Origin of the sequence: Streptomyces pratensis (genome assembly GCF_037137275.1) — a bacterium.
In the GTDB taxonomy this organism is placed as follows: Bacteria; Actinomycetota; Actinomycetes; order Streptomycetales; family Streptomycetaceae; genus Streptomyces; species Streptomyces pratensis_B.
This window is the reverse complement of record NZ_JBBBEN010000095.1, coordinates 1-19,185: the sequence shown is the minus strand read 5'-3', so window position 1 is coordinate 19,185 and position 19,185 is coordinate 1. Positions and strand designations below refer to the sequence as shown.

Genomic DNA, 19,185 nt, shown 5'->3' with positions numbered 1-19,185 from the left:
AGCTCCCTTCCTGTCGTTTCGCACCCGCTTCCTCGGCGTTTGTGGAGCGCTGCGGACCTTGGTCGCGTCTCCCGTCCAGCGCGAAATGCGGTGACCCTCGGCACAACGAGACTGGCTCGGCGTCGCCGTCGCTGACATCCGGCCAGTGCGTCACCGGGCCGCCGGGGAGCAGTTCTTAGGACGGTGAGGGTCGTCGCCGGGTTCGAGGTGCGCACGGAGATCGTCAACCTGAAGCGGGACCGCGTGGTGGAGGCCGATCCGCCGGGCTCCGTCGCCGAGGTCGATGGGGACGGTACAAGGGCCTCCCGCGGCGGTGAAGACGGTCAGCCGGGTCGCCCGGTCGGTGCGCACCCCGGCCCACCTCCTTCTGGCGGCGTGCGATGCGGGGTCGGAGGCGGCGCCCGCGTGCAGGATCATGGGGCCTGGTCCTGACGTGGCGAACGGTGGGCCGGCCTGTTGGAGGAGTGGCTACCCGAGGATCTGATGGGTGACCGCGACGGGGGCGTTCGCGTGGTGGCCGCACGGGTACGCTCGTCGGCCGCCACCACGAGACAGGCCGCGATCAGGACGACGTTCTTGATGATGTACTGGCCCTCCAGGGTGGGAACCGGTCCGCCGCCCTGCCACATGTCCCCGGCGAGCAGCAGGAGTGTGGAGAAGACGCCGGCCATGTGGACGAAGAACGCCATCAGGGCCACGCGGAGCAGTACCCCCGTGACGAGGCCGAGGCCGATGGCCGTCTCGGACGTCGCCAGCGCCCGGAGCACCACGTCCGGCGACAACAGGCCGAAAGTGAGTTTCGTCGCGGCCCGGACGGCGACCTGCTCGGCGGGGCTGGCCGCGGGGAAGAACTTGAGGACGCCGAACCAGAGGAAAACGGCGCCCACGCAGATCCGCAGGAGCCCCGGGCCGCGTCGCTGGACCCGGGCAGCCAGGGACCGGTCCGCTCTGCCTTCGTCCCCGGTCTCCTTGGGGGTGAGTCCTTGAGGGGGGCCGAGGCCGGGCTCGTCGGCTCTCTTCATCGCCGTGTTCACCCTTTCGTGCGTGCTCGCACGCGGTCGTCCGACGGCTCCCGGTCGCGGATCGGCCGGGAGGGAGATACGCGCCCGCTGCGGACGCTGGGACGCCGACCGGCACGAGAGGTCGGGCTCGTCTCCGGGAAGGCCCCGGCGGTACGCACCGGGTCAACTCATCTGCGCGTCCACGCAGGCACAGAAGGCGTTGGCGGTGTCGGCGGTGTTCCACACGGCCAGCGGTCGTGCGCGCTCTCATTGCCGGTGGGCGGGCCGACGGCCAGAAGCGGTGTGATCACCGCGCCGATGGCGACGGCCGGCATCTCCCTGCTCTTCATGACAACTCCTCTGTGGCGTCGGGGCTCCCAGCCACCCATGGGCAACATGAACATGTCAATGAACGCATCCGCGGCCTCGGGGTCGGCTGTGGGCGGCGAGGGAAGCGTACCCCGCCTGGTCTAGACCAAGCTAGTAGGCGGGTGTGGCCGCCGTGCCCGGCGAACGACTCCGATCGCGGACGTCCAGGCCGGGGTGCGGCGGCCTGTTCCCCGATGCCGAGGTCGCTCGCCGGGCACCTCTCGATGCGGCTCCGGGGGAGTGTCGAGGTGGCCGAGGAGCGCGCCTCACCGAATCGCCCGGGCTGTCCCCCCGCCCTGTCGCCCGTTCGTGCGAACGGGTGGAATCGAGGTGTCTCGGCTTCGGTCCCCGTAGGCCGGGCAAGCGTTCGGTGGACGCCCCCATCCGAGAAACGGTAACCCGATGACTGAGTACGAGCGCTCACGCACGCTGCCCGCATTGCCCGAGCACGTGTTCGATCTCGCCGCTGATGCCGACCAACTGGACACGTGGCTGCCGCAGAGCCTGCATGTGCACGCCGGGGACCCACCGGCGGTCACCGTGCACGAGGACCGCACCGATGAGGACGTCTCCGCCCTGCTGCGGGCGCGGCCCGACCAGATGCGGCTCGAGTGGGGCACCCGGGATCATGGCGGTTACACCGGCTGGCTCCAGATCGCCGGCATCGGCAGCGGAGCCAGTGAGGTGACGGTGCACCTGTCATTCTTCGACGCCGGCCACGACCCGGGCGAGCAGGCGGTGTGCGCCGCCCTCGACAGCAGCCTTCGACGACTGGAGGAACAGGTGCGGCTGCGCGTCGACAACGTGGCCGGCTGAGCGATGCGGCGCGGCGGCCCCCGCCTCGTACGCACGACGCCCGTAGAGGTGTTCACACCGTCACGTCCACCGGGGTCCCGCCGTTCCGCCCTTCTGCCGTGGGTTGTACGTCCGTAGAACAGCGTGCAGGCTTGGAACCTGGTCTCGTACGCGGCACCCGGCCGGTCCCACGCCGGGTGCCGCGTACGAGACATCCGGTCCCGGCCGCCCCAGGATTCGCGGCGCGTGCGCGTCGGGAGGCCATCGGCGTGGACACCGGCCCGAGCGGCCGTCGGCAGGCCGAACGAGGCCTGGGAACCCATGGCCGACGACGTGTAGCCGGGCTCTTTCCGGAAACCCCTCTAGCGGAGGTGATGACCATGCCCGAACCAGGAAGCAAGAAGTACGACACCCGCCGCGCCCGGTTGCGCAAGGACGCCGAGCAGTCGGGAATTTCCGACCAGGACGCCAACGAGGTCGCCAACGACGCCCTCCAGAGCGACACCGACTGGCAGAGTCGGGGCCCGCGGACGGAGCGGGGACGGGGGCCGAAGGGCGAGCGAAGCGAGAGTGGCGACTGACCCGCGTGCCGTCTACGGGGGCGGACTGCCGATAAGGGCCCCGATCCCCTCGTGACCGGATTTCGTCGGTCCAGGCCCCGGTGGCGCCCCGGGGCCGTGCCGCGGGGGGCTTCACCGATCAGGGCGTACTGGAGTTCACCGTCGCGGCTGCCGGTTGCGCGCCGCCGTGTGCGCTTCTTCCCCGGCCGGTCTTCCTCTCCGACGTGGACACGTCGCCGGGCCGTTCGCGCTCGACCCGAAGCCTCGGCCGGGGACGAACGCGTCGCACGTCCCCTGACGCCTTCTCCGGCCTGAGGCCGGCGGTGCGCCCGTCTGCCGCACCGGGGGATTGATCGCCGCTTCTCAGGGCACTTATGGGCGTCGACCGGGCGCAAGTCCCGGACCGGACAGGACGGCTCGGGTGCGGTGGGGTGACGTCCGGAGAGGAGTCGGTGCGGTGCTGTTCCTGCTGGCCGCCCATGCCGCGGTCGCGGTGGCGATCCTGTGGGGGCAGCGGTGGCTCGGCCGTGCGGTGTGGACAGTGGCAGCCCTGACGCCGTTGGCGACGGTGGCCTGGGCCGCCACACGGACGGCGGGCGTCCTGGAGGGGGCGGAATACCAGGAGACTTTCTCCTGGGCCCCGTCGCTCGGACTGACGGTCGGCTTCCGACTGGACGCGTTGTCGCTGCTGATGCTGTGGATCGTCGCCGGTGTCGGAGCGCTGGTGCTGCTGTACTGCCGGTACTACATCGAACGGGACGCCGGCCGTCAGGCCGCTCTGCTGCTGGCCTTCGCGGGAGCGATGACAGGGCTGGTCCTGGCCGACAACGTCTTCGTCCTGTACGTCTTCTGGGAGTTGACGACGATTGCGTCCTTCCTGCTGATCGCCGGGCGCGGAAAGCGGGAAGAGGAGCGGCGTGCGGCCCGGCAGGCCCTGGTGGTCACGGCGGCCGGTGGTCTGGCCATGCTGCTGGGGCTGGTCCTGCTCGGACAGTCGGCCGGCACCTACCGGATCTCCGTGATGCTCACCGACCCGCCGCGGGGCGGTGGGGTGTCCGCCGCCGTGGTGCTCATCCTGCTGGGGGCGTTCGCCAAATCCGCGCAAATGCCGTTGCACGGCTGGTTGCCGGCGGCCATGGTGGCGCCCACACCGGTGAGCGCCTATCTGCACGCGGCCGCGATGGTCAAGGCCGGAATCTACCTGGTCGCCCGGCTGGCGCCCGCTCTCGCCGAGGTGGCTCCGTGGCGTCCGATGGTGCTCCTGGTGGGTCTGACCACGATGGTGCTGGCCGCCTGGCACGCGCTGCGCGCCACCGACCTGAAGCTGCTGCTGGCCTACGGCACCATCAGCGAACTGGGCCTCCTCCTCACCTTGCTGGGGGTCGGTACGCGGAACGCCGCTCTGGCCGGCGCGGTGATGCTGCTCGCGCACGCGGCCTTCAAGGCGGCCCTGTTCCTGGCGGTCGGCATCCTGGACCACCGGATGAAGACGCGGGACATGCGGGAACTGTCGGGCGTGGGGCGCCGCATGCCCGTGCTGTGCACGGTCACCGTGATCGCCGCCGCGTCGATGGCCGGTCTTCCGCCACTGGTCGGCTACCTCGGCAAGGAGGCGTACTTCGAGGCGTTCCTGCACGGCGATCGGATCGACGGCCACCGGCAGCTGACCGCGGTGCTCGTCCTTGGCTCTGCGCTGACCGTGGCGTATGCGGCACGCTTCGTGAAAGGGGCCTTCTGGGGGCCTCCTCACGAGACGGTGCGCCGGGCGAAGCCCCCAGAAGCCGGCTTCGTCGCACCGGTGGCCGTCCTGGCGGGCGTGGGTCTTGCTCTGGGCGTGGGCTACACCTGGACCGGGGCTCTGGCGAGCGCCTACGCCGACGCCTACCCGTCCGCGCCCGACGGCCCGTACGAACTGTCCTTGTGGCACGGTCTCACCCCCGTGCTCGGCCTGTCGGCGCTGACGCTGGCGCTGGGTGGGCTGGTGCACCTGGGCAGGGACCATCTGTCCATCGCCCCGCGCCTGCCCGATGTGCAACGGGCGTTCGACCGTACGGTCGCGGCTGCCGACCGGGTGGCCTTGTCCGTGACCGGGCGCACACAGGTCGGCTCGCTGCCGCTCTACATGACGGTGCTGCTGACGACCGTGGTGGTGGTGCCCGGTGCGGCGCTGGCGGCTGGAGCACCGTCGCTGGGCTCCCCGCTGCCGTGGAAATCCCCCGTCGAGCCGTTTCTGGCCGCGGGGGTGCTGACGGCGACCGCCGCTGTGGTGGCGACGCGACACCGGCTGACCGGCATCCTGCTGGTCGGTGCCGTCGGCTACGGAGTGGCAGGGGTGTTCCTGGTGCGAGGGGCGCCGGATCTGGCTCTGACCCAGTTCCTTGTGGAAACCATGACACTGGTCGTGGTGGTTCTGGTGCTGCGCCGAATGCCGTCCCGGTTCAGCCCCGGTCGGACGATGACCCGGGTACGTGTGGTGCGGGCCACGGCGGCCTGCGCGCTCGGAATTTTCGTCACCTGCTTCGCGCTGGTGGCATCGGCCGCGCGCACGGCTCCGGCGGTCTCGTCGCAATACGCGCATCGCGTGGGGGAGACGGGCGCCCACAACATCGTCAACGCGATCCTGGTCGACTTTCGCGCGCTGGACACACTGGGTGAGATTTCGGTGCTGCTGGTGGCCGCGGTCGGCGTCGTCAGCCTGACCCGCGCCGGCGGCCGCGGCGAGGCGAGGACTTCCGACGGACAGAGGGACGTCCCGTTCCCGACAGCACACTGGGATGAGCCGGTGCGGACATGGCTGCCCGGCGCGGGGGAGCGGCCGGGAGGCGAGCGGTCGGTTCTGCTGGAGGTGGCTGCCCGGCTGCTGTTCCCCTCGATCCTGGCGTTGTCGCTGTTCCTGCTGTTCTCCGGGCACTACCGTCCCGGCGGCGGATTCGCGGGCGGCCTGGTGGCGGGTCAGGCGTTCGTGCTGCGGTACCTGGTGGGCGGGCGGAGCGACCTGGGAGTCGCCGTCCGGGCGCCCGCGGGTGCGGTCGCGGGCGCCGGTCTGCTGCTCGCCGCCCTTTCCGGGCTGCTGCCTGTCCTCGTCGGCGGCGCACCCCTGGAGAGTGCTGTGGTGACGTTTCATCCGCCGGTGGTGGGCACGGTGAAGTTCGCGACCAGTCTGTTCTTCGACTGCGGCGTCTACCTGCTCGTCATCGGCGTCATCCTCAAGCTGCTGTCAGCGGTGGGCGTCTCGCTCGATCAGAGCCCGGCTGCGGTGGAGACGGCCCCGATCCGGGCCGGCGGCGAGAAGGAAGGCGGTACCCAGTGAACACGGTCGACGTGACCATGGCCGTCGTGGTCGGCGCTCTGTTCGCGGCCGGCTTCTACCTCATGCTGCAACGGTCGCTGATGAGGATCGTCCTCGGCTTCGTCCTCCTGGGCCACGGCACCAATCTGCTGCTGTTGACCGCCGGGGGCACGCCCGGCCGGCCTCCCCTGGTGGACGGGAAGAGCGACGCGCGCATCGCCGACCCGCTGCCCCAGGCCATGGCCCTCACGGCGATCGTGATCACCTTCGGCCTCACCGCCTTCCTCGCAGCCCTTGCCTACCGGTCCTGGCGCCTGTCCGGCCACGACGAGGTACACGACGACGTCGAGGACCGGCGCATCGGCACCGTCCGCGAGCGCACAGAGACGGACCCCGCCCCGGGCCGGGACGAGGACAACGCCGTGCCGGGGGAAGACCGATGACCGGGGTGCTGACGGCGCTGCCCGTCCTACTGCCGGCCCTCGGCGCCGGTACGTCCCTGTTGCGCCCACCGCGCTCGGTGATGCGTGGACTCAGCATCGGCGTGCTCACGGGAGTCGTCGTCTGCGGCGCGGCACTCCTGGTACTGGCCGATCAGCGCGGTCCGCAGGTCCTGCACGTCGGAGGGTGGCCGGCGCCGCTGGGCGTCACTCTCGTGGCAGACCGGCTGGCGGCCCTGCTGCTGACCGTTTCCGCGCTGGTGGCTCTGGCGGTGCTGGTCTTCGCCGTCGGCCAGGGAACGGCGGAGGGGCGCGGCAACTCGGCGGCGGTCTTCCACCCCGCCTACCTGGTCCTCGTGACCGGCGTGGGCCTGGCGTTCCTCACCGGTGACCTGTTCAACCTCTTCGTCGCCTTCGAGGTGATGCTGGCCGCCTCCTACGTCCTGATCACTCTGGACGCCGACGAGAACCGCGTCCGTGCCGGCATGACGTACACGATCGTCAGTCTGACGTCGTCGTTGCTGTTCCTCTCCCTCGTCGCGCTGGTGTACGCGGCGACCGGCACGGTCACCCTGGCGCAGCTCGGGCCCCGGCTCGCGGAGCTGCCGGACGGCCTGCGCTCCGGCCTGGCCCTGCTGCTCCTGGCGGTCCTCGGCATCAAGGCCTCGATCGTCCCCCTGCACTTCTGGCTGCCGGACAGCTACCCCACCGCCCCCGCGCCGATCACCGCGGTGTTCGCCGCCCTGCTGACCAAGGTCGGCGTCTACGCCCTGCTGCGCACCCAGACGCTGCTCTTCCCCCGCAGCGATGTATGGACACTGCTGGCCTGCGCGGCGATCGTCACCATGGTGGTGGGGATTCTGGGCGCCCTCGCTCAGGACGACCTCAACCGGGTGCTGTCGTTCGCCCTCGTCAGTCACATCGGTTTCATGCTCTTCGGAATCGCCCTGTTCGACGTCCAGGGACTGACCGGCACCATTCTCTACGTCGTCCACCACATCGTCGTGCAGGCTGCCCTGTTCCTCGCGGCCGGTCTCGTCGTGCGCCGCACGGGGACCGCCTCCCTGCACCGCATGGCGGCGCTGCCACCTCCCGGTCCGCTGATCGCCACGCTGTTCGTCGTCCCGGCTCTCAGCCTGTCCGGCATTCCGCCGCTCTCCGGCTTCGTGGCCAAGCTGGCGCTGCTGCGGGCAGCCGCCGCGCAGGGAACGACGGCCGCCTACGCCCTCGCCGCAGCCGCCCTGTTCACCAGCCTCCTGACTCTGTCCACCATGGCCCGCGCGGGGATGGCGGCCTTCATGGAACGGGCGCCGGGCCCTGCGGAACCAAGTCCGAAGAGGCCTCACGGCACCGGACGAGTCCGTTCTGGCGGAATGCGGCTCATGCTCGCCGCCGCGGCAGGGACGACGGCGACCGGGGTGGCGGTCGCCGTGTGCGCGGGCCCCCTCGTCGGTCTCGCGGGGCGAGCCGCTGAGGACCTGCTGCACCCGCGTGAGTACCGGTCCGTCGTGCTGGAGGGGAGCGAGCGATGACCCGTCCCCCGAGCCGGTTGCTGCGCGTTCTGCACCACATGCCGATGGTCCTGTGGCTGTGGCTGCTGTGGGTCCTGTTGTGGGGTTCCACCAGCGCGGTAGTCATCGGCGGGGGTCTGCTCGTCGCCGTCGGCGTTGTCCTGGCCTTCCCTCTGCCGAGCCCGCTGCCGGGCACCGTTCTCAGACCGCTGCACGCCGGTCGACTCCTGGGCCATCTGCTCACGGACCTGGTCAAGTCGGGATGCACTGTCGCCTGGCAGGTCGTCCGGCATGGCAGGAGAACACCCTTCGCGATCGTCGAAGTGCCCCTGAAGGTCGACAGCGACCTGCTGCTCGCTGCCGTCGCCCGACTCACCACCATGACCCCCGGCACCGTCGTCATCGAGATCGACCGGCGCCGCAAACGCCTCTACGTGCACGCCCTGCCGGTCCGTGACCGGCAGGACATCGCACGTCGTCGCGAAGGCGTCCAGGCCGTGGAGCGCCGCGTCGCGCGAGCGGTCGGGCACCCCTACCGTGCTGACGGTCCCGGGCCGGCTTCCGGTCGGCCGAACGACACCCGACGTCACTCCCGAGGAGGGGAACCATGACCATCCTGTACGGTGCCACGCTGGCCGTCCTCGCGGCGGCCGGCCTGCTCACCCTGCTGCGCCTCGTCCGCGGCCCTCTCGGCCTCGACCGCATCATGGCGCTCGACGTCCTCGTGACCATGGCCATCGCCGCGATCGCCGTGGGCGGCGTGGCGCGCGACGAGACGACAGGCGTGCCCGTGCTCGTCGTTCTCGCCCTGCTGGCCTTCGTCGGATCGGTGACGGCGGCTCACCTGATCGAGAAGCGGGCGGGCATGCGATGACCACCGTGCTGAACGCGGTCACCGCCATTCTGTTCCCCGCGGGCGCGGTCTTCTGCCTGCTAGGAGCCCTGGGGCTCCTCCGCTTCCCCGATACGGCCAGCCGTCTCCACGCGGCCGCCAAGGCGCAGACCCTCGGCCTGCTGCTCATCCTCGTCGGGGCGGCCGCGCAGACGCCGGGACGCCATGCCCCGGTCCTGCTGCTCGTGGCCCTCTTCCAACTGTTCACCGCCCCGATCAGCAGCCAGATCATCGGCCGTACCGCCTACCGAACCCATGGCCTCGACCGCGACCTGTTGTTCGGCGATGAACTCGCGAACCGTCTCGAACGCGACGGCACTCCCTTGCCCGGACGCGGCTGTCCGCAGGGGGACGACGCCGAACGCTGAGCCACCCGACGAGGCCAGGAGCCTGCGGCCTCCGGCAGTGGACAGCGGAGCACATCGGAGACGGCCCCGCAGCGCCGACGGCGGCTCTGAGACGTCGAGGTGGGCTCGCCGGTCGGCGGAACGTGGCTTCCCCCTCGTGCTTCTCGGGGCGGGTTCACCCGCCTGCTTGGGGGGCGTGGCCGTGGTCGGCCGCGTACGCGGCGAAGATCTCCCAGGCATCGCCGTCCCTGCGCAGGAACGGCCCCAGGCTCTTGGCGAGGCCTTCCAGGGACCTGCCGAGCATGGCGGCGCTCATGCGGACGGCCGCTTCGCGGGAGCGCTGGCCCTGGACGGCGAGGCCCGCGGCGTAGCCGGCCATCGCCGCCAGGGAGGCGTCCGGTTCACCGTCGTGGAAGTAGTACGTCTCCGCGTGCTGGTCGAGATCGAGACGGACGTGGTTCACCGCATCGGCCAGCTGCTGGAGCAGGACCGCGGTGGCCGCCGTCCTGGGCGGGGACGGGAGGCCGCCCGCGGCGCGCAGGGAGGCCAGACGCAGAGCCAGGAGCCGTCGACGCGTCAGGGCGGGGTAGACCTGGCTGATCCAGGAGACGGCGGCCGTCAGCAGGGCGAAGCCGATCAGGGCTTCGAACGGGGCGGCGAGGCGGAGCCAGGCGTCGGTGGGGGTGATGTCGCCCAGGCCGAGGGTGGCGACCATCACCAGTGACAGGTACAGGCCGTCGACGAGGTCGGCGCGCTCCGCGGGATCGAGTCCGGGAGCGTAGGAGAAGCTGTCGGGCATATGGGGCCAGTAGACGAGAGTCCATCCGGCCACGACGAGCAGCGTCCACATGAGGATCACCATGATGACCGACAGGGGGCCGGAGAGCGCGGCGATCGTCCCCCGGGGGCCGAAACGGCGGGTGGACCGCCACACTGCTGTCATCATCGCTGTGCTGAGGCCGCCCCGGCCGGTGGGGTGCCACAGCGTATGGAACACATCGCGCAGGCCGACCAGCACCAGCACCGCCCCCGCGGCCGTGATCAACCACTCCACCCCGGCGTCTCCTTCTCTCTCCTGTGCGGACCCGTGCACCGCGCCGCGGTGGGCTCGCTGTTCAACGCCCTCAACGACCGTGCCCGCGTCGCTCTGGCGAGTCCCGCGGCGTTCCGGACACGGGCGGGCTCGGACGACCTCCTCGTCGGCCCGGCTCTTCGTCGTCAGACCTGCCGACCCTGCTGGCCCTCGACTTCCCCGCCTGCCGCCGCCCATACCCGGCCTCCCACGGTGGGAGGACAGGCGTCGCCTCTTCCCGGCCCCGGCGGCCCACCTGCTCCTCCTTTGCCCGCCTCTGTCTGTGAGGGTATGGGGGTACTCCGGGCTCTCGCGGGTACCTGCGTTCCAGGCGCGTCGGCAACGGCTCGCCACGGCCCAGGGCTTTCGATGCAGTGGGAGAGGGAATGAGGCTTCGCGACGTCGCTCGAGCCACGGCTCCCCGGTGCTCCGCAGAGGTGCTGAGCGGCCGGTACCGTCTGGAGGAGCACTTGGGCTCAGGAGGTGCCGCGGAAGTCCACAGAGGATTCGATCTTCGGCTGAGACGACCCGTGGCGGTCAAGATCTTCCGGCCGGGCGCGGGCTTCGACGACGACGAGAGCCTGCACAACGAAGCCATGATCCTGGCTCGTCTGCACCATCCCGGACTGGTCACCGCCTACGACGCCGGGCAGCACGACGGGCGCGACTTCCTGGTCATGCAACTCATCGAAGGCGACACGCTGAAGAGCCGTATCGCCGAGGGCCCGCTGACCGCCGAGAGCACCGCCGAGCTCGGGGCCGGCCTCGCCCATGCGCTGAGCCACGCACACGAGGCGGGAATCGTCCACCGAGACGTCAAGCCGTCGAACATCCTCCTGGACGCCGACCACGGGCCCCATCTGGCCGACTTCGGCATCTCCCGCCTCGTGGACGGCGCCACGCGCACCGCCACCGGGACGCTCGTCGGCACCGCCGCCTACCTCTCTCCCGAGCAGGTCCGGGGCCGGCCGGCCGGCCGCCCCGCCGACGTGTACGCCCTCGGTCTCGTGCTCCTCGAGTGCCTCACGGGCAGGCGCGAGTACGAGGGCGGCCCCATAGAGGCCGCGATCGCACGACTGCACCGGCAGCCCGTTCTGCCGGACGGGCTGCCGGACGGGCTGAGCACGCTGCTGAAGGACATGACGGCCGTCCAGGAGGGTGACCGTCCGACGGCCCCGGAGTGCGCGTGTGTTCTGACGGCGTTGACCGACGGGGCCGGCCCGGCATCCGAGGGCTCCCCGAGCCTCACGAGCCTCACGAGCCTCATCGCCGGCTCAGGGCCTTCGCCGGCGTCCCAGGACAGCACGCATCCGGCCCCCGACGGAGCGCGGACCGTCTCCCGGACCGCCCCCGTGCGGGCGCGCGCCTTCATGGCCGGTGCTGCCGTCGCGCTCGCCGCGGTCACGGCGACCGGCCTCGCCGCCACCGACAGCTCCACGCCCCAGAACGGCGACCGGGGCTCGACCACCGCTTCCGGCGCGTCCCCCGGGAAGTCGGAGCAGCCGGGCAGCGAGGAACAGCGGAAGCCCGCGCCGACATCCGCGGCGGAGTCCCGTCCTGGGCCCGGCGCCTCCGCCGGCACATCCCCCGAGCACGCCGTCGGCCAGAGCCCCGGCTCCGACGCGCGAGACGCCACCGGCGAACCGGCCGCCCCCGCGGACGCCCCCGACTCAGCAGCGGCCACGGCAGCACGAGAAGCCCCCAGCGGCCGGAACGCCTCCGCGGCGGCAGGGCGAGGAGCCTCGACGGCCGAGCCCCCGCAACGCCCGCCCGGTCAGGCCAAGAAGGACCGGCAGGCTGAGAACAAGGTCCGGCAGGCGGAGAACAAGGGCCGGCAGAAGAAGGCCGACAAGGCGGCTTCGCACCGCTGAGAGCGCGACAGGATCGCCGTTGACGTCGTCGGACCCATGGCAGGGCGACGGCAGGGCGCTCTTCGCGACCTGACGGTCCGACCGGCCGTCTGCCCCCCTGACCGCTCCGACGCAACACCGACCTGAACGGGTCCGTGCCCGCACAGGTCCCTGGCTGCCCCTGCACGGGCGTGCTGATCCCCCTCGCCCTGGCCGGGCAGCGCCGTACGGGCCTGTTCCACCTCGCGGGCCGCCTCCCGGCTCGGCTTCCCACCAGCGGCGCCCCCAGCCGTGCCGCCGACGGGGCACCGGCCGTTCTGCGCAGTGCTCCGCCGCTGCGAGGCACGCTCCCTCCTCTCGTGGCAGTCACCGCCCGTCAGCCCGCGGGCTCCCCTCCAGCGGCTTTGTCCCGCCGCTAGAGAAAGTTGGGGTCATGTGCGTCAAAGGGGTTTCTGGTGCGTGGAAAAGCCATTACCTTCCTGGTCTGTACCGAACGACAAAGGACGGGGCGTCCTTCCCTCCCAAAGGGCGTCCGCGTCCCCCGGCGCGACGGCGCGCGCCTGTGCTCCAGACCCCCACACCCCGTCACCACACGGAGGATGCGCGTGCACAGGAGACTCACCCGACCCCTCGCGGCGCTCGCCTGCGCCCTGCTGGCCGCCGCGGGCGCCCTCACCGCCCAGCAAGCGCCCGCCGAAGCGGTTCCCCGGCCCGCGGCGGCGGCCGCGGCCGAGAATTTCCAACAGGTCACCCTGGCCAAGGGGGTGGCCGAGACCGGCGAGCCCATGACGCTCGCCGTGCTGCCCGACAGGTCTGTCCTGCACACCTCACGGGACGGCACCCTGCGCCGCACCGACGCCACCGGAACCACCGAGGTCGCCGGAAAGCTGGACGTCTACTCGCACGACGAAGAGGGTCTGCAAGGCGTGGGCGTGGACCCGGAGTTCACCGCCAACCGCTTCGTCTACCTCTACTACGCACCGAAACTGGCGACCCCCTCCGGCGACGCGCCCGCAACCGGCTCCGCTGCGGACTTCGCCCCCTTCGACGGCGTCAACCGGCTCTCGCGGTTCGTCCTCAGGACCGACGGCACGCTCGACACCGCCAGTGAGAAGAAGATCCTCGACGTCCCCGCCAGCCGCGGACTGTGCTGCCACGTCGGCGGCGACATCGACTTCGACGCCCAGGGCAACCTGTACCTCTCCACCGGCGACGACAGCAACCCCTTCGCGTCCGACGGCTACACCCCCATCGACGAGCGGCCGAACCGCAACCCCGGGTACGACGCCCAGCGTTCCTCCGGCAACACCAACGACCTGCGCGGCAAGGTGCTGCGGATCAAGGTCGCCGCCGACGGAAGCTACTCCATCCCCTCCGGCAACCTCTTCGCCCCCGGAACCGCGAAGACCAGGCCGGAGATCTACGCCATGGGCTTCCGCAACCCCTTCCGCATGAGCGTCGACAAGCCCACGGGCATCGTCTACCTCGGCGACTACGGCCCCGACGCGGGCACGGCGAACGCGGGCCGAGGGCCCGCCGGGCAGGTCGAGTTCAACCGGATCACCCGAGCCGGCAACTACGGCTGGCCCTACTGCACCGGCAGGAACAGCCCGTACGTCGACTACGACTTCGCCACCTCGACCTCGGGCGCCGCCTTCTCCTGCGCCGCCCCCAGGAACACCTCGCCGAACAACACCGGCCTGACCGAACTCCCCCCGGCCCAACCCGCGTGGGTGCCGTACGACGGCGGATCGGTCCCCGAGTTCGGCAGCGGCTCCGAGTCGCCCATGGGCGGGCCCGTCTACCGCTACGACGCGGCCTCGACCTCCACGGTCAAGTTCCCGCAGAGCTTCGACGGCGACTACTTCGCCGGCGAGTTCGGCCGTAAGTGGATCAAGCGGATCGAGCAGGGTCCCGACGGCGCCGTGCAGTCGATCAACGCGTTCCCCTGGCAGGGCACTCAGGTCATGGACATGGCCTTCGGCCCGGACGGCGCGCTGTACGTGCTCGACTACGGCACCGGCTACTTCAACGGAGACGAGAACAGCGCCGTCTACCGCATCGAGCACGTCACCGACGGCCGCGCCCCGCTTGCCAAGGCCGCGGTCGACCGCACCTCGGGCACAGCCCCGCTCACGGTGAAGTTCTCCTCGGCCGGGACCTCCGACCCCGATGGCGACCCCCTCACCTACGCCTGGAAGTTCGGTGACGGCGCCTCCTCCACAGCCGCCGACCCCTCGCACACCTACACCTCCAACGGCCGCTACACCGCCGAGCTCACCGTCTCCGACGACACCGGCAACACCGCGACGGCCTCCGTCACCATCACCGTCGGCAACACCGCCCCCACCGTCACGCTCGATCTGCCCGCCGACGGCTCCATCATCGACCCGGGCGCGGCCGTACCCTTCAAGGTCACCGTCACCGACCCCGAGGACGGCGAGATCGACTGCTCCAGGGTGAAGGTCACGTTCATCATCGGCCACGACAACCACGGCCACCCGCAGACCTCGGCGACCGGCTGTTCCGGCACCGTGCACACCATCGCCGACGGTGAGCACGACCCCAACGCGAACATCTTCGGCGTCTGGGACGCCGAGTACACCGACAAGGGGGCCGGGGGCCAGCCCGCCCTGACGACGCACGACCAGAACATCAGCCAGGGAAGCAAGCGGCAGGCCGAGCACTTCGGCGGCTCCACCGGAGTCACGATCGTCGACAAGGCGACGGCGAACGGCGGCAGGACGGTCGGGCACATCGACAACGGCGACTGGATCTCCTTCACGCCGTACATCCTCCGCAACGCCACCACCCTGACCGCCCGGGTCTCCTCCGGCGGCGTGGGAGGCACCCTGGAGGTGCGGGCCGGCTCGCCCACCGGCGTGCTGCTCGGCTCGGCGGCGGTCCCCGTCACCGGAGGCTGGGACACGTTCCGGAACGTGAGCGCGAACCTCACCGACCGCCCGGCCGGCACCACCACCCTGTACCTGGTCTTCAAGGGCGCGAGCGGTTCCCTCTTCGACCTCGACGACTTCACCCTCACCACCGGGGCCACCGCGCCCAGCGGCGAGATCAAGGGCATCGGCGGCAAGTGTGTCGATGTGGCCGGTGGGGTGAGTGCGGACGGTACGCAGATCCAGTTGTGGACGTGCAACGGGTCGGCCGCGCAGAAGTGGACGGTGGGTGCGGGTGACACGTTGCGGGCGCTCGGCAAGTGCATGGACGTCAGTGGTGGTGGTACGGCCGACGGGACGAAGGTGCAGCTCTACGGTTGTAACGGCACCGGTGCCCAGAAGTGGGTGCCGCAGGCTGACGGCACGTTGAAGAATCCGGCGTCCGGTAAGTGTCTGGACGCTGCCGGGGTCTCCTCGGCGGACGGCACCAAGCTCCATCTGTGGAGCTGCCACACCGGCGCCAACCAGAAGTGGAGCCTGTCATGAGCCGACGACTCACCCGTCTCGCCCGCTGGGCCGCCTGCGGCCTGCTCGCCGCCGCGGCCCTGCCCGCGGCGGTGTCCACGGCCTCGGAACCCGGCCCCGCCGCCCCGGCCACGGGGTCGGCGGCCGCCGACCCGGCGTACGACGTGCTGGTCTTCTCCAAGACCGCCGGCTTCCGCCATTCCTCCATCGACGAAGGCATCACCGCGCTGCGCCAACTCGGCGCCGCCAACAACTTCACCGTCACCGCGACCGAGGACGCCGCCGCCTTCACCCCCGGCAACCTGGCCGCCTACGAGGCCGTCGTCTTCCTCTCCACCACGGGCGACATCCTCAACGCCTCCCAGCAGACCGCCTTCGAGGGGTACATCGGGGCAGGCGGCGGCTACGTCGGCATCCACGCGGCGGCCGACACCGAGTACGACTGGACCTGGTACGGGGGACTGGCGGGCGCCCTGTTCAGATCCCACCCGCACATCCAGCCGGCCGCTGTCACCGTGGAGGACCGCGCGCACGACGCCACCGCGCATCTCGGCCCCACCTGGCAGCGGACCGACGAATGGTACGACTACCGCACCAATCCTCGCAGTACGGCCCATGTCCTGGCCTCGCTGGACGAGTCCACCTACAGCGGCGGCGCCATGGGTGACCACCCCATCGCCTGGTGCAAGGACTACGAGGGCGGACGGGCCTTCTACACCGGCGGCGGACACACCGAGGACTCCTACGCCGACCCCGTCTTCCGCCGTCACCTCCTCGGCGGCATTCGCTGGGCCGCCGAGATGACAGAAGCGGACTGCCGCCCGGAGACCGGCTACACCACCCTGTTCGGCACCACCGGGACCACCGGCTGGAAGCAGGCCGGTCCAGGCTCCTTCGCCCACGACGACAGCACTCTGACCTCCCGGGGCGGCCTCGGGCTGTTCTGGTACCAGGCGAAGGAGTACGCCTCCTACTCGCTGAAGCTCGACTGGCGGCAGGCCGGTGACGACAACTCCGGGGTGTTCGTGGGCTTCCCCGCCTCCGACGACCCGTGGTCGGCCGTCGACAAGGGGTACGAGATCCAGATCGACGCCACGGATGCTCCGGACCGCACCACGGGCGCCGTCTACGGTCACAGGTCCGCCGACCTCGCCGCCCGCGACGCGGCTCTGAACCCGCCGGGGGAGTGGAACACCTACGAGATCCGGGTCGAGGGCGAGCGCCTCCAGGTCTTCCTCAACGGCCGCAGGATCAACGACTTCACCAACACCGACCCCGTCCGCAGCCTCCAGCAGGGTCACATCGGCCTGCAGAACCACGGCGACGGTGACGACGTCTCCTTCCGCAACGTGCGGATCAAGGAACTGGGAGACGCGGTCGACCCCGGTCAGGGAGCGGTCACCGGCATCGGCGGCAAGTGTGTCGATGTGGCCGGTGGGGTGAGTGCGGACGGTACGCAGATCCAGTTGTGGACGTGCAACGGGTCGGCCGCGCAGAAGTGGACGGTGGGTGCGGGTGACACGTTGCGGGCGCTCGGCAAGTGCATGGACGTCAGTGGTGGTGGTACGGCCGACGGGACGAAGGTGCAGCTCTACGGTTGTAACGGCACCGGTGCCCAGAAGTGGGTGCCGCAGGCTGACGGCACGTTGAAGAATCCGGCGTCCGGTAAGTGTCTGGACGCTGCCGGGGTCTCCTCGGCGGACGGCACCAAGCTCCATCTGTGGAGCTGCCACACCGGCGCCAACCAGAAGTGGGTCCTCCCCGGCTGAGCGACCCCCACGACTCCGCGGTCACCGCGGGAGGCGGTGACCGCGGAACCGGCCCCCACCCGGGGCCGGCGACGGGGGCGGGGTGCGACGCCGAAGCACCCCGTCCCCGTCTCCGTTCCTCCGGAGCGACGCTGCGGCCGAGCGACACGGAGGCATCGCAACGGAACACCGTGCGGAACCCCGTAGGTCGCTGAACAGATCACCGCGGAAGGGGCACGACGGACGCGGGCCGGGCACCTCCTCCCGAGCCTGGCCCGCGAGCCCCTCTCCCGCTCGGGCGATCAGCCGGTGACGACGTGTCGTTCGTTGGGAACGCAGTGCGTCATCGTCAGTCCCTCGACGTCGCGCGGGGGGTTGTCGCCGAGCCGGGCGAGACGCTCGCGGTCGTCCTCCGAGAGATCCTGGCTCGCCAGAGGCCGCAGTCCCGCCACATCGCGAGGGGCGATGCCCAGGCCGTCCCCGACCCGGCGGCCGAGGTCGTTCTCGACGAGGAGGAAGTGCCAGACCATCCGTTCCTGCACCGCTCGCTCGCACTCCGAGAGCATGCCGACGAGGTTGGTCACCAGGTCGTCCCGCTCCCAGTCCTCCATGAGGAGGTAGCGCTGCCCGGCCTGCTGGTAGTCATTGGTCCGGGGGAGGCGCTTGCGGGTGAGGCGGCCGCGGATCTCCGGCCCCTGCTCGTCGTGCGTCGGATACCGCGCCTCACGCAGCCCGCCGGTGATTGACGGCTCGTAGTTCACCTCGTAGTTCACCTCGGGGTTCTTCCCGTGGTGCCCGTTGTCGTACGCCATCAGCCCGTCGCGCTGGTTGGTGGCCACATGGGCGTTCTTCGCCTGGTTGACCGGGAGTTGCAGGTAGTTCGGGCCCACCCGGTAGCGCTGGGTGTCACTGTAGGAGAAGGTCCGCCCGACCAGCATCTTGTCGTCGGAGAAGTCCAGCCCGTCCACCAGCACGCCGGTGCCGAAGGACGCCTGCTCGTTCTCCGCGAAGTAGTTGTCCGGAACGCGGTTCAGCACCATCCGGCCCACCGCCTTCGGCGGGAAGTCCTGCTCCGGCCAGGTCTTCGTGTCATCCAGCGGATCGAAGTCCAGCTCGGGATGGTCGTCGTCGGACATCATCTGCACGACCAGCTCCCACTCGGGATGGTCCCCCCGCCGGATCGCGTCGTAGAGGTCCTTCGTGGCGTGCCCCAGATCATCCGCCTGGACGTTCGCCGCGTCCTCTGCGGTCATGCTGCGGACGCCCTGCTTCGGCAGCCAGTGGTACTTGACCAGCACTGACTCCCCCTGGTCGTTCACCCACTTGTACGTGTTGACGCCGAAGCCCTGCATGTGCCGGTAGTCGGACGGGATGCCCCGGGGGCTGAACAGGTTCACGAGCATGTGCATGCTCTCCGGCGTCTGCGACATGAAGTCGAAGATGCGTCCAGGCTTCTGCTCGTGGGAGACCGGGTCGGGCTTGAGGGCGTGGATCACGTCGGGGAACTTGATCGCGTCGCGGATGAAGAAGATGCCGAGATTGTTGCCCACGAGGTCCCAGTTGCCGTCCTCGGTGTAGAACTTGACGGCGAACCCGCGGGGATCGCGCGCCGCCTCCGAGGAGTCACGGCCGCCGATCACCGTGGAGAAGCGGACCGCGACGTCCGTGCGCTTGCCCGCCTCCTGGAACAGCTTGGCGCGGGTGTAGCGGGAGATGGGCTCTTCGCCCCACTTCCCGTACGCCTCGAAGTGGCCGTAGGTCGTCACGCCCCGCGCGTGCACCACTCGCTCGGGGATGCGCTCCCGGTCGAAGTGGCTGATCTTCTCCAGGAACTGGTAGTTCTCCAGAGTGGCCGGGCCCCGGGCCCCCACGGTGCGCTGGTTCTGGTTGTC

At 70.7% G+C, this 19,185-nt stretch carries 15 protein-coding genes; 11 read left to right on the top strand and 4 right to left on the bottom strand.

From position 1 onward, the window contains the following. Positions 1–150: 150 nt before the first annotated feature. Positions 151–417: a hypothetical protein gene (locus V9U70_RS21495; protein ID WP_336677614.1), complete on the bottom strand. Its 267-nt coding sequence runs from the start codon at positions 415–417 to the stop codon at positions 151–153. Then, on the bottom strand, positions 414–1,022 hold the full coding sequence (locus tag V9U70_RS21490; protein ID WP_336677612.1) for a DoxX family membrane protein: 609 nt from the start codon (positions 1,020–1,022) through the stop codon (positions 414–416). The genes V9U70_RS21495 and V9U70_RS21490 overlap by 4 nt, the downstream gene beginning before the upstream one ends. A 750-nt stretch (positions 1,023–1,772) precedes the next feature. Between V9U70_RS21490 and V9U70_RS21485 the strand changes: the two genes are divergently transcribed. From V9U70_RS21485 to mnhG, 8 genes are all read left to right on the top strand, one after another. After that, on the top strand, positions 1,773–2,186 hold the full coding sequence (locus tag V9U70_RS21485) for an SRPBCC family protein (protein WP_336677610.1): 414 nt from the start codon (positions 1,773–1,775) through the stop codon (positions 2,184–2,186). Positions 2,187–2,545: 359 nt separating this feature from the next. Then, a complete protein-coding gene (locus V9U70_RS21480) occupies positions 2,546–2,746 on the top strand; it encodes a hypothetical protein (protein ID WP_336677608.1) in 201 nt (66 codons plus the stop codon). Between the two features lie 436 nt (positions 2,747–3,182). Continuing rightward, the gene (locus V9U70_RS21475; protein ID WP_336677605.1) at positions 3,183–6,035 is read left to right on the top strand and encodes a Na+/H+ antiporter subunit A; all 2,853 of its coding nucleotides are present in this window, start codon (positions 3,183–3,185) and stop codon (positions 6,033–6,035) included. Next, positions 6,032–6,457 (top strand): Na(+)/H(+) antiporter subunit C, encoded by a 426-nt coding sequence (locus tag V9U70_RS21470; protein ID WP_336677604.1) that lies wholly within the window; start codon positions 6,032–6,034, stop codon positions 6,455–6,457. The genes V9U70_RS21475 and V9U70_RS21470 overlap by 4 nt, the downstream gene beginning before the upstream one ends. Further along, entirely contained in the window at positions 6,454–7,986 is a 1,533-nt protein-coding gene (locus V9U70_RS21465; protein WP_336677603.1) for a Na+/H+ antiporter subunit D, read from the top strand. Before V9U70_RS21470 ends, V9U70_RS21465 begins: the two co-directional genes overlap by 4 nt. Beyond that, complete coding sequence (locus V9U70_RS21460) at positions 7,983–8,576, top strand: Na+/H+ antiporter subunit E (RefSeq protein ID WP_336677602.1); 594 nt, start codon at positions 7,983–7,985, stop codon at positions 8,574–8,576. Before V9U70_RS21465 ends, V9U70_RS21460 begins: the two co-directional genes overlap by 4 nt. After that, the gene (locus tag V9U70_RS21455; RefSeq protein WP_336677600.1) at positions 8,573–8,839 is read left to right on the top strand and encodes an MrpF/PhaF family protein; all 267 of its coding nucleotides are present in this window, start codon (positions 8,573–8,575) and stop codon (positions 8,837–8,839) included. The genes V9U70_RS21460 and V9U70_RS21455 overlap by 4 nt, the downstream gene beginning before the upstream one ends. Further along, positions 8,836–9,225, top strand: coding sequence for a monovalent cation/H(+) antiporter subunit G (gene mnhG, locus V9U70_RS21450; protein WP_336677598.1), 390 nt, complete (start codon positions 8,836–8,838; stop codon positions 9,223–9,225). The genes V9U70_RS21455 and mnhG overlap by 4 nt, the downstream gene beginning before the upstream one ends. Positions 9,226–9,379: 154 nt before the next feature. On the opposite strand, the gene V9U70_RS21445 is transcribed toward mnhG, so the two are convergent. Next, complete coding sequence (locus tag V9U70_RS21445) at positions 9,380–10,258, bottom strand: potassium channel family protein (protein WP_336677597.1); 879 nt, start codon at positions 10,256–10,258, stop codon at positions 9,380–9,382. Between the two features lie 404 nt (positions 10,259–10,662). On the opposite strand from V9U70_RS21445, the gene V9U70_RS21440 reads away from it, so the two are divergent. The 3 genes from V9U70_RS21440 (at position 10,663) to V9U70_RS21430 (ending at position 17,314) form a co-directional block, all read left to right on the top strand. Then, the gene (locus V9U70_RS21440) at positions 10,663–12,147 is read left to right on the top strand and encodes a serine/threonine-protein kinase (protein WP_336677595.1); all 1,485 of its coding nucleotides are present in this window, start codon (positions 10,663–10,665) and stop codon (positions 12,145–12,147) included. Positions 12,148–12,731: 584 nt separating this feature from the next. Beyond that, complete coding sequence (locus V9U70_RS21435) at positions 12,732–15,566, top strand: PQQ-dependent sugar dehydrogenase (protein ID WP_336677594.1); 2,835 nt, start codon at positions 12,732–12,734, stop codon at positions 15,564–15,566. Then, positions 15,563–17,314, top strand: coding sequence for a ThuA domain-containing protein (locus V9U70_RS21430; RefSeq protein ID WP_336677593.1), 1,752 nt, complete (start codon positions 15,563–15,565; stop codon positions 17,312–17,314). Before V9U70_RS21435 ends, V9U70_RS21430 begins: the two co-directional genes overlap by 4 nt. 281 nt (positions 17,315–17,595) lie before the next feature. On the opposite strand, the gene V9U70_RS21425 is transcribed toward V9U70_RS21430, so the two are convergent. After that, positions 17,596–19,185, bottom strand: a 1,590-nt coding sequence (locus V9U70_RS21425) for a catalase (RefSeq protein ID WP_336677592.1), incomplete at its 5' end; no start/stop codon positions are given.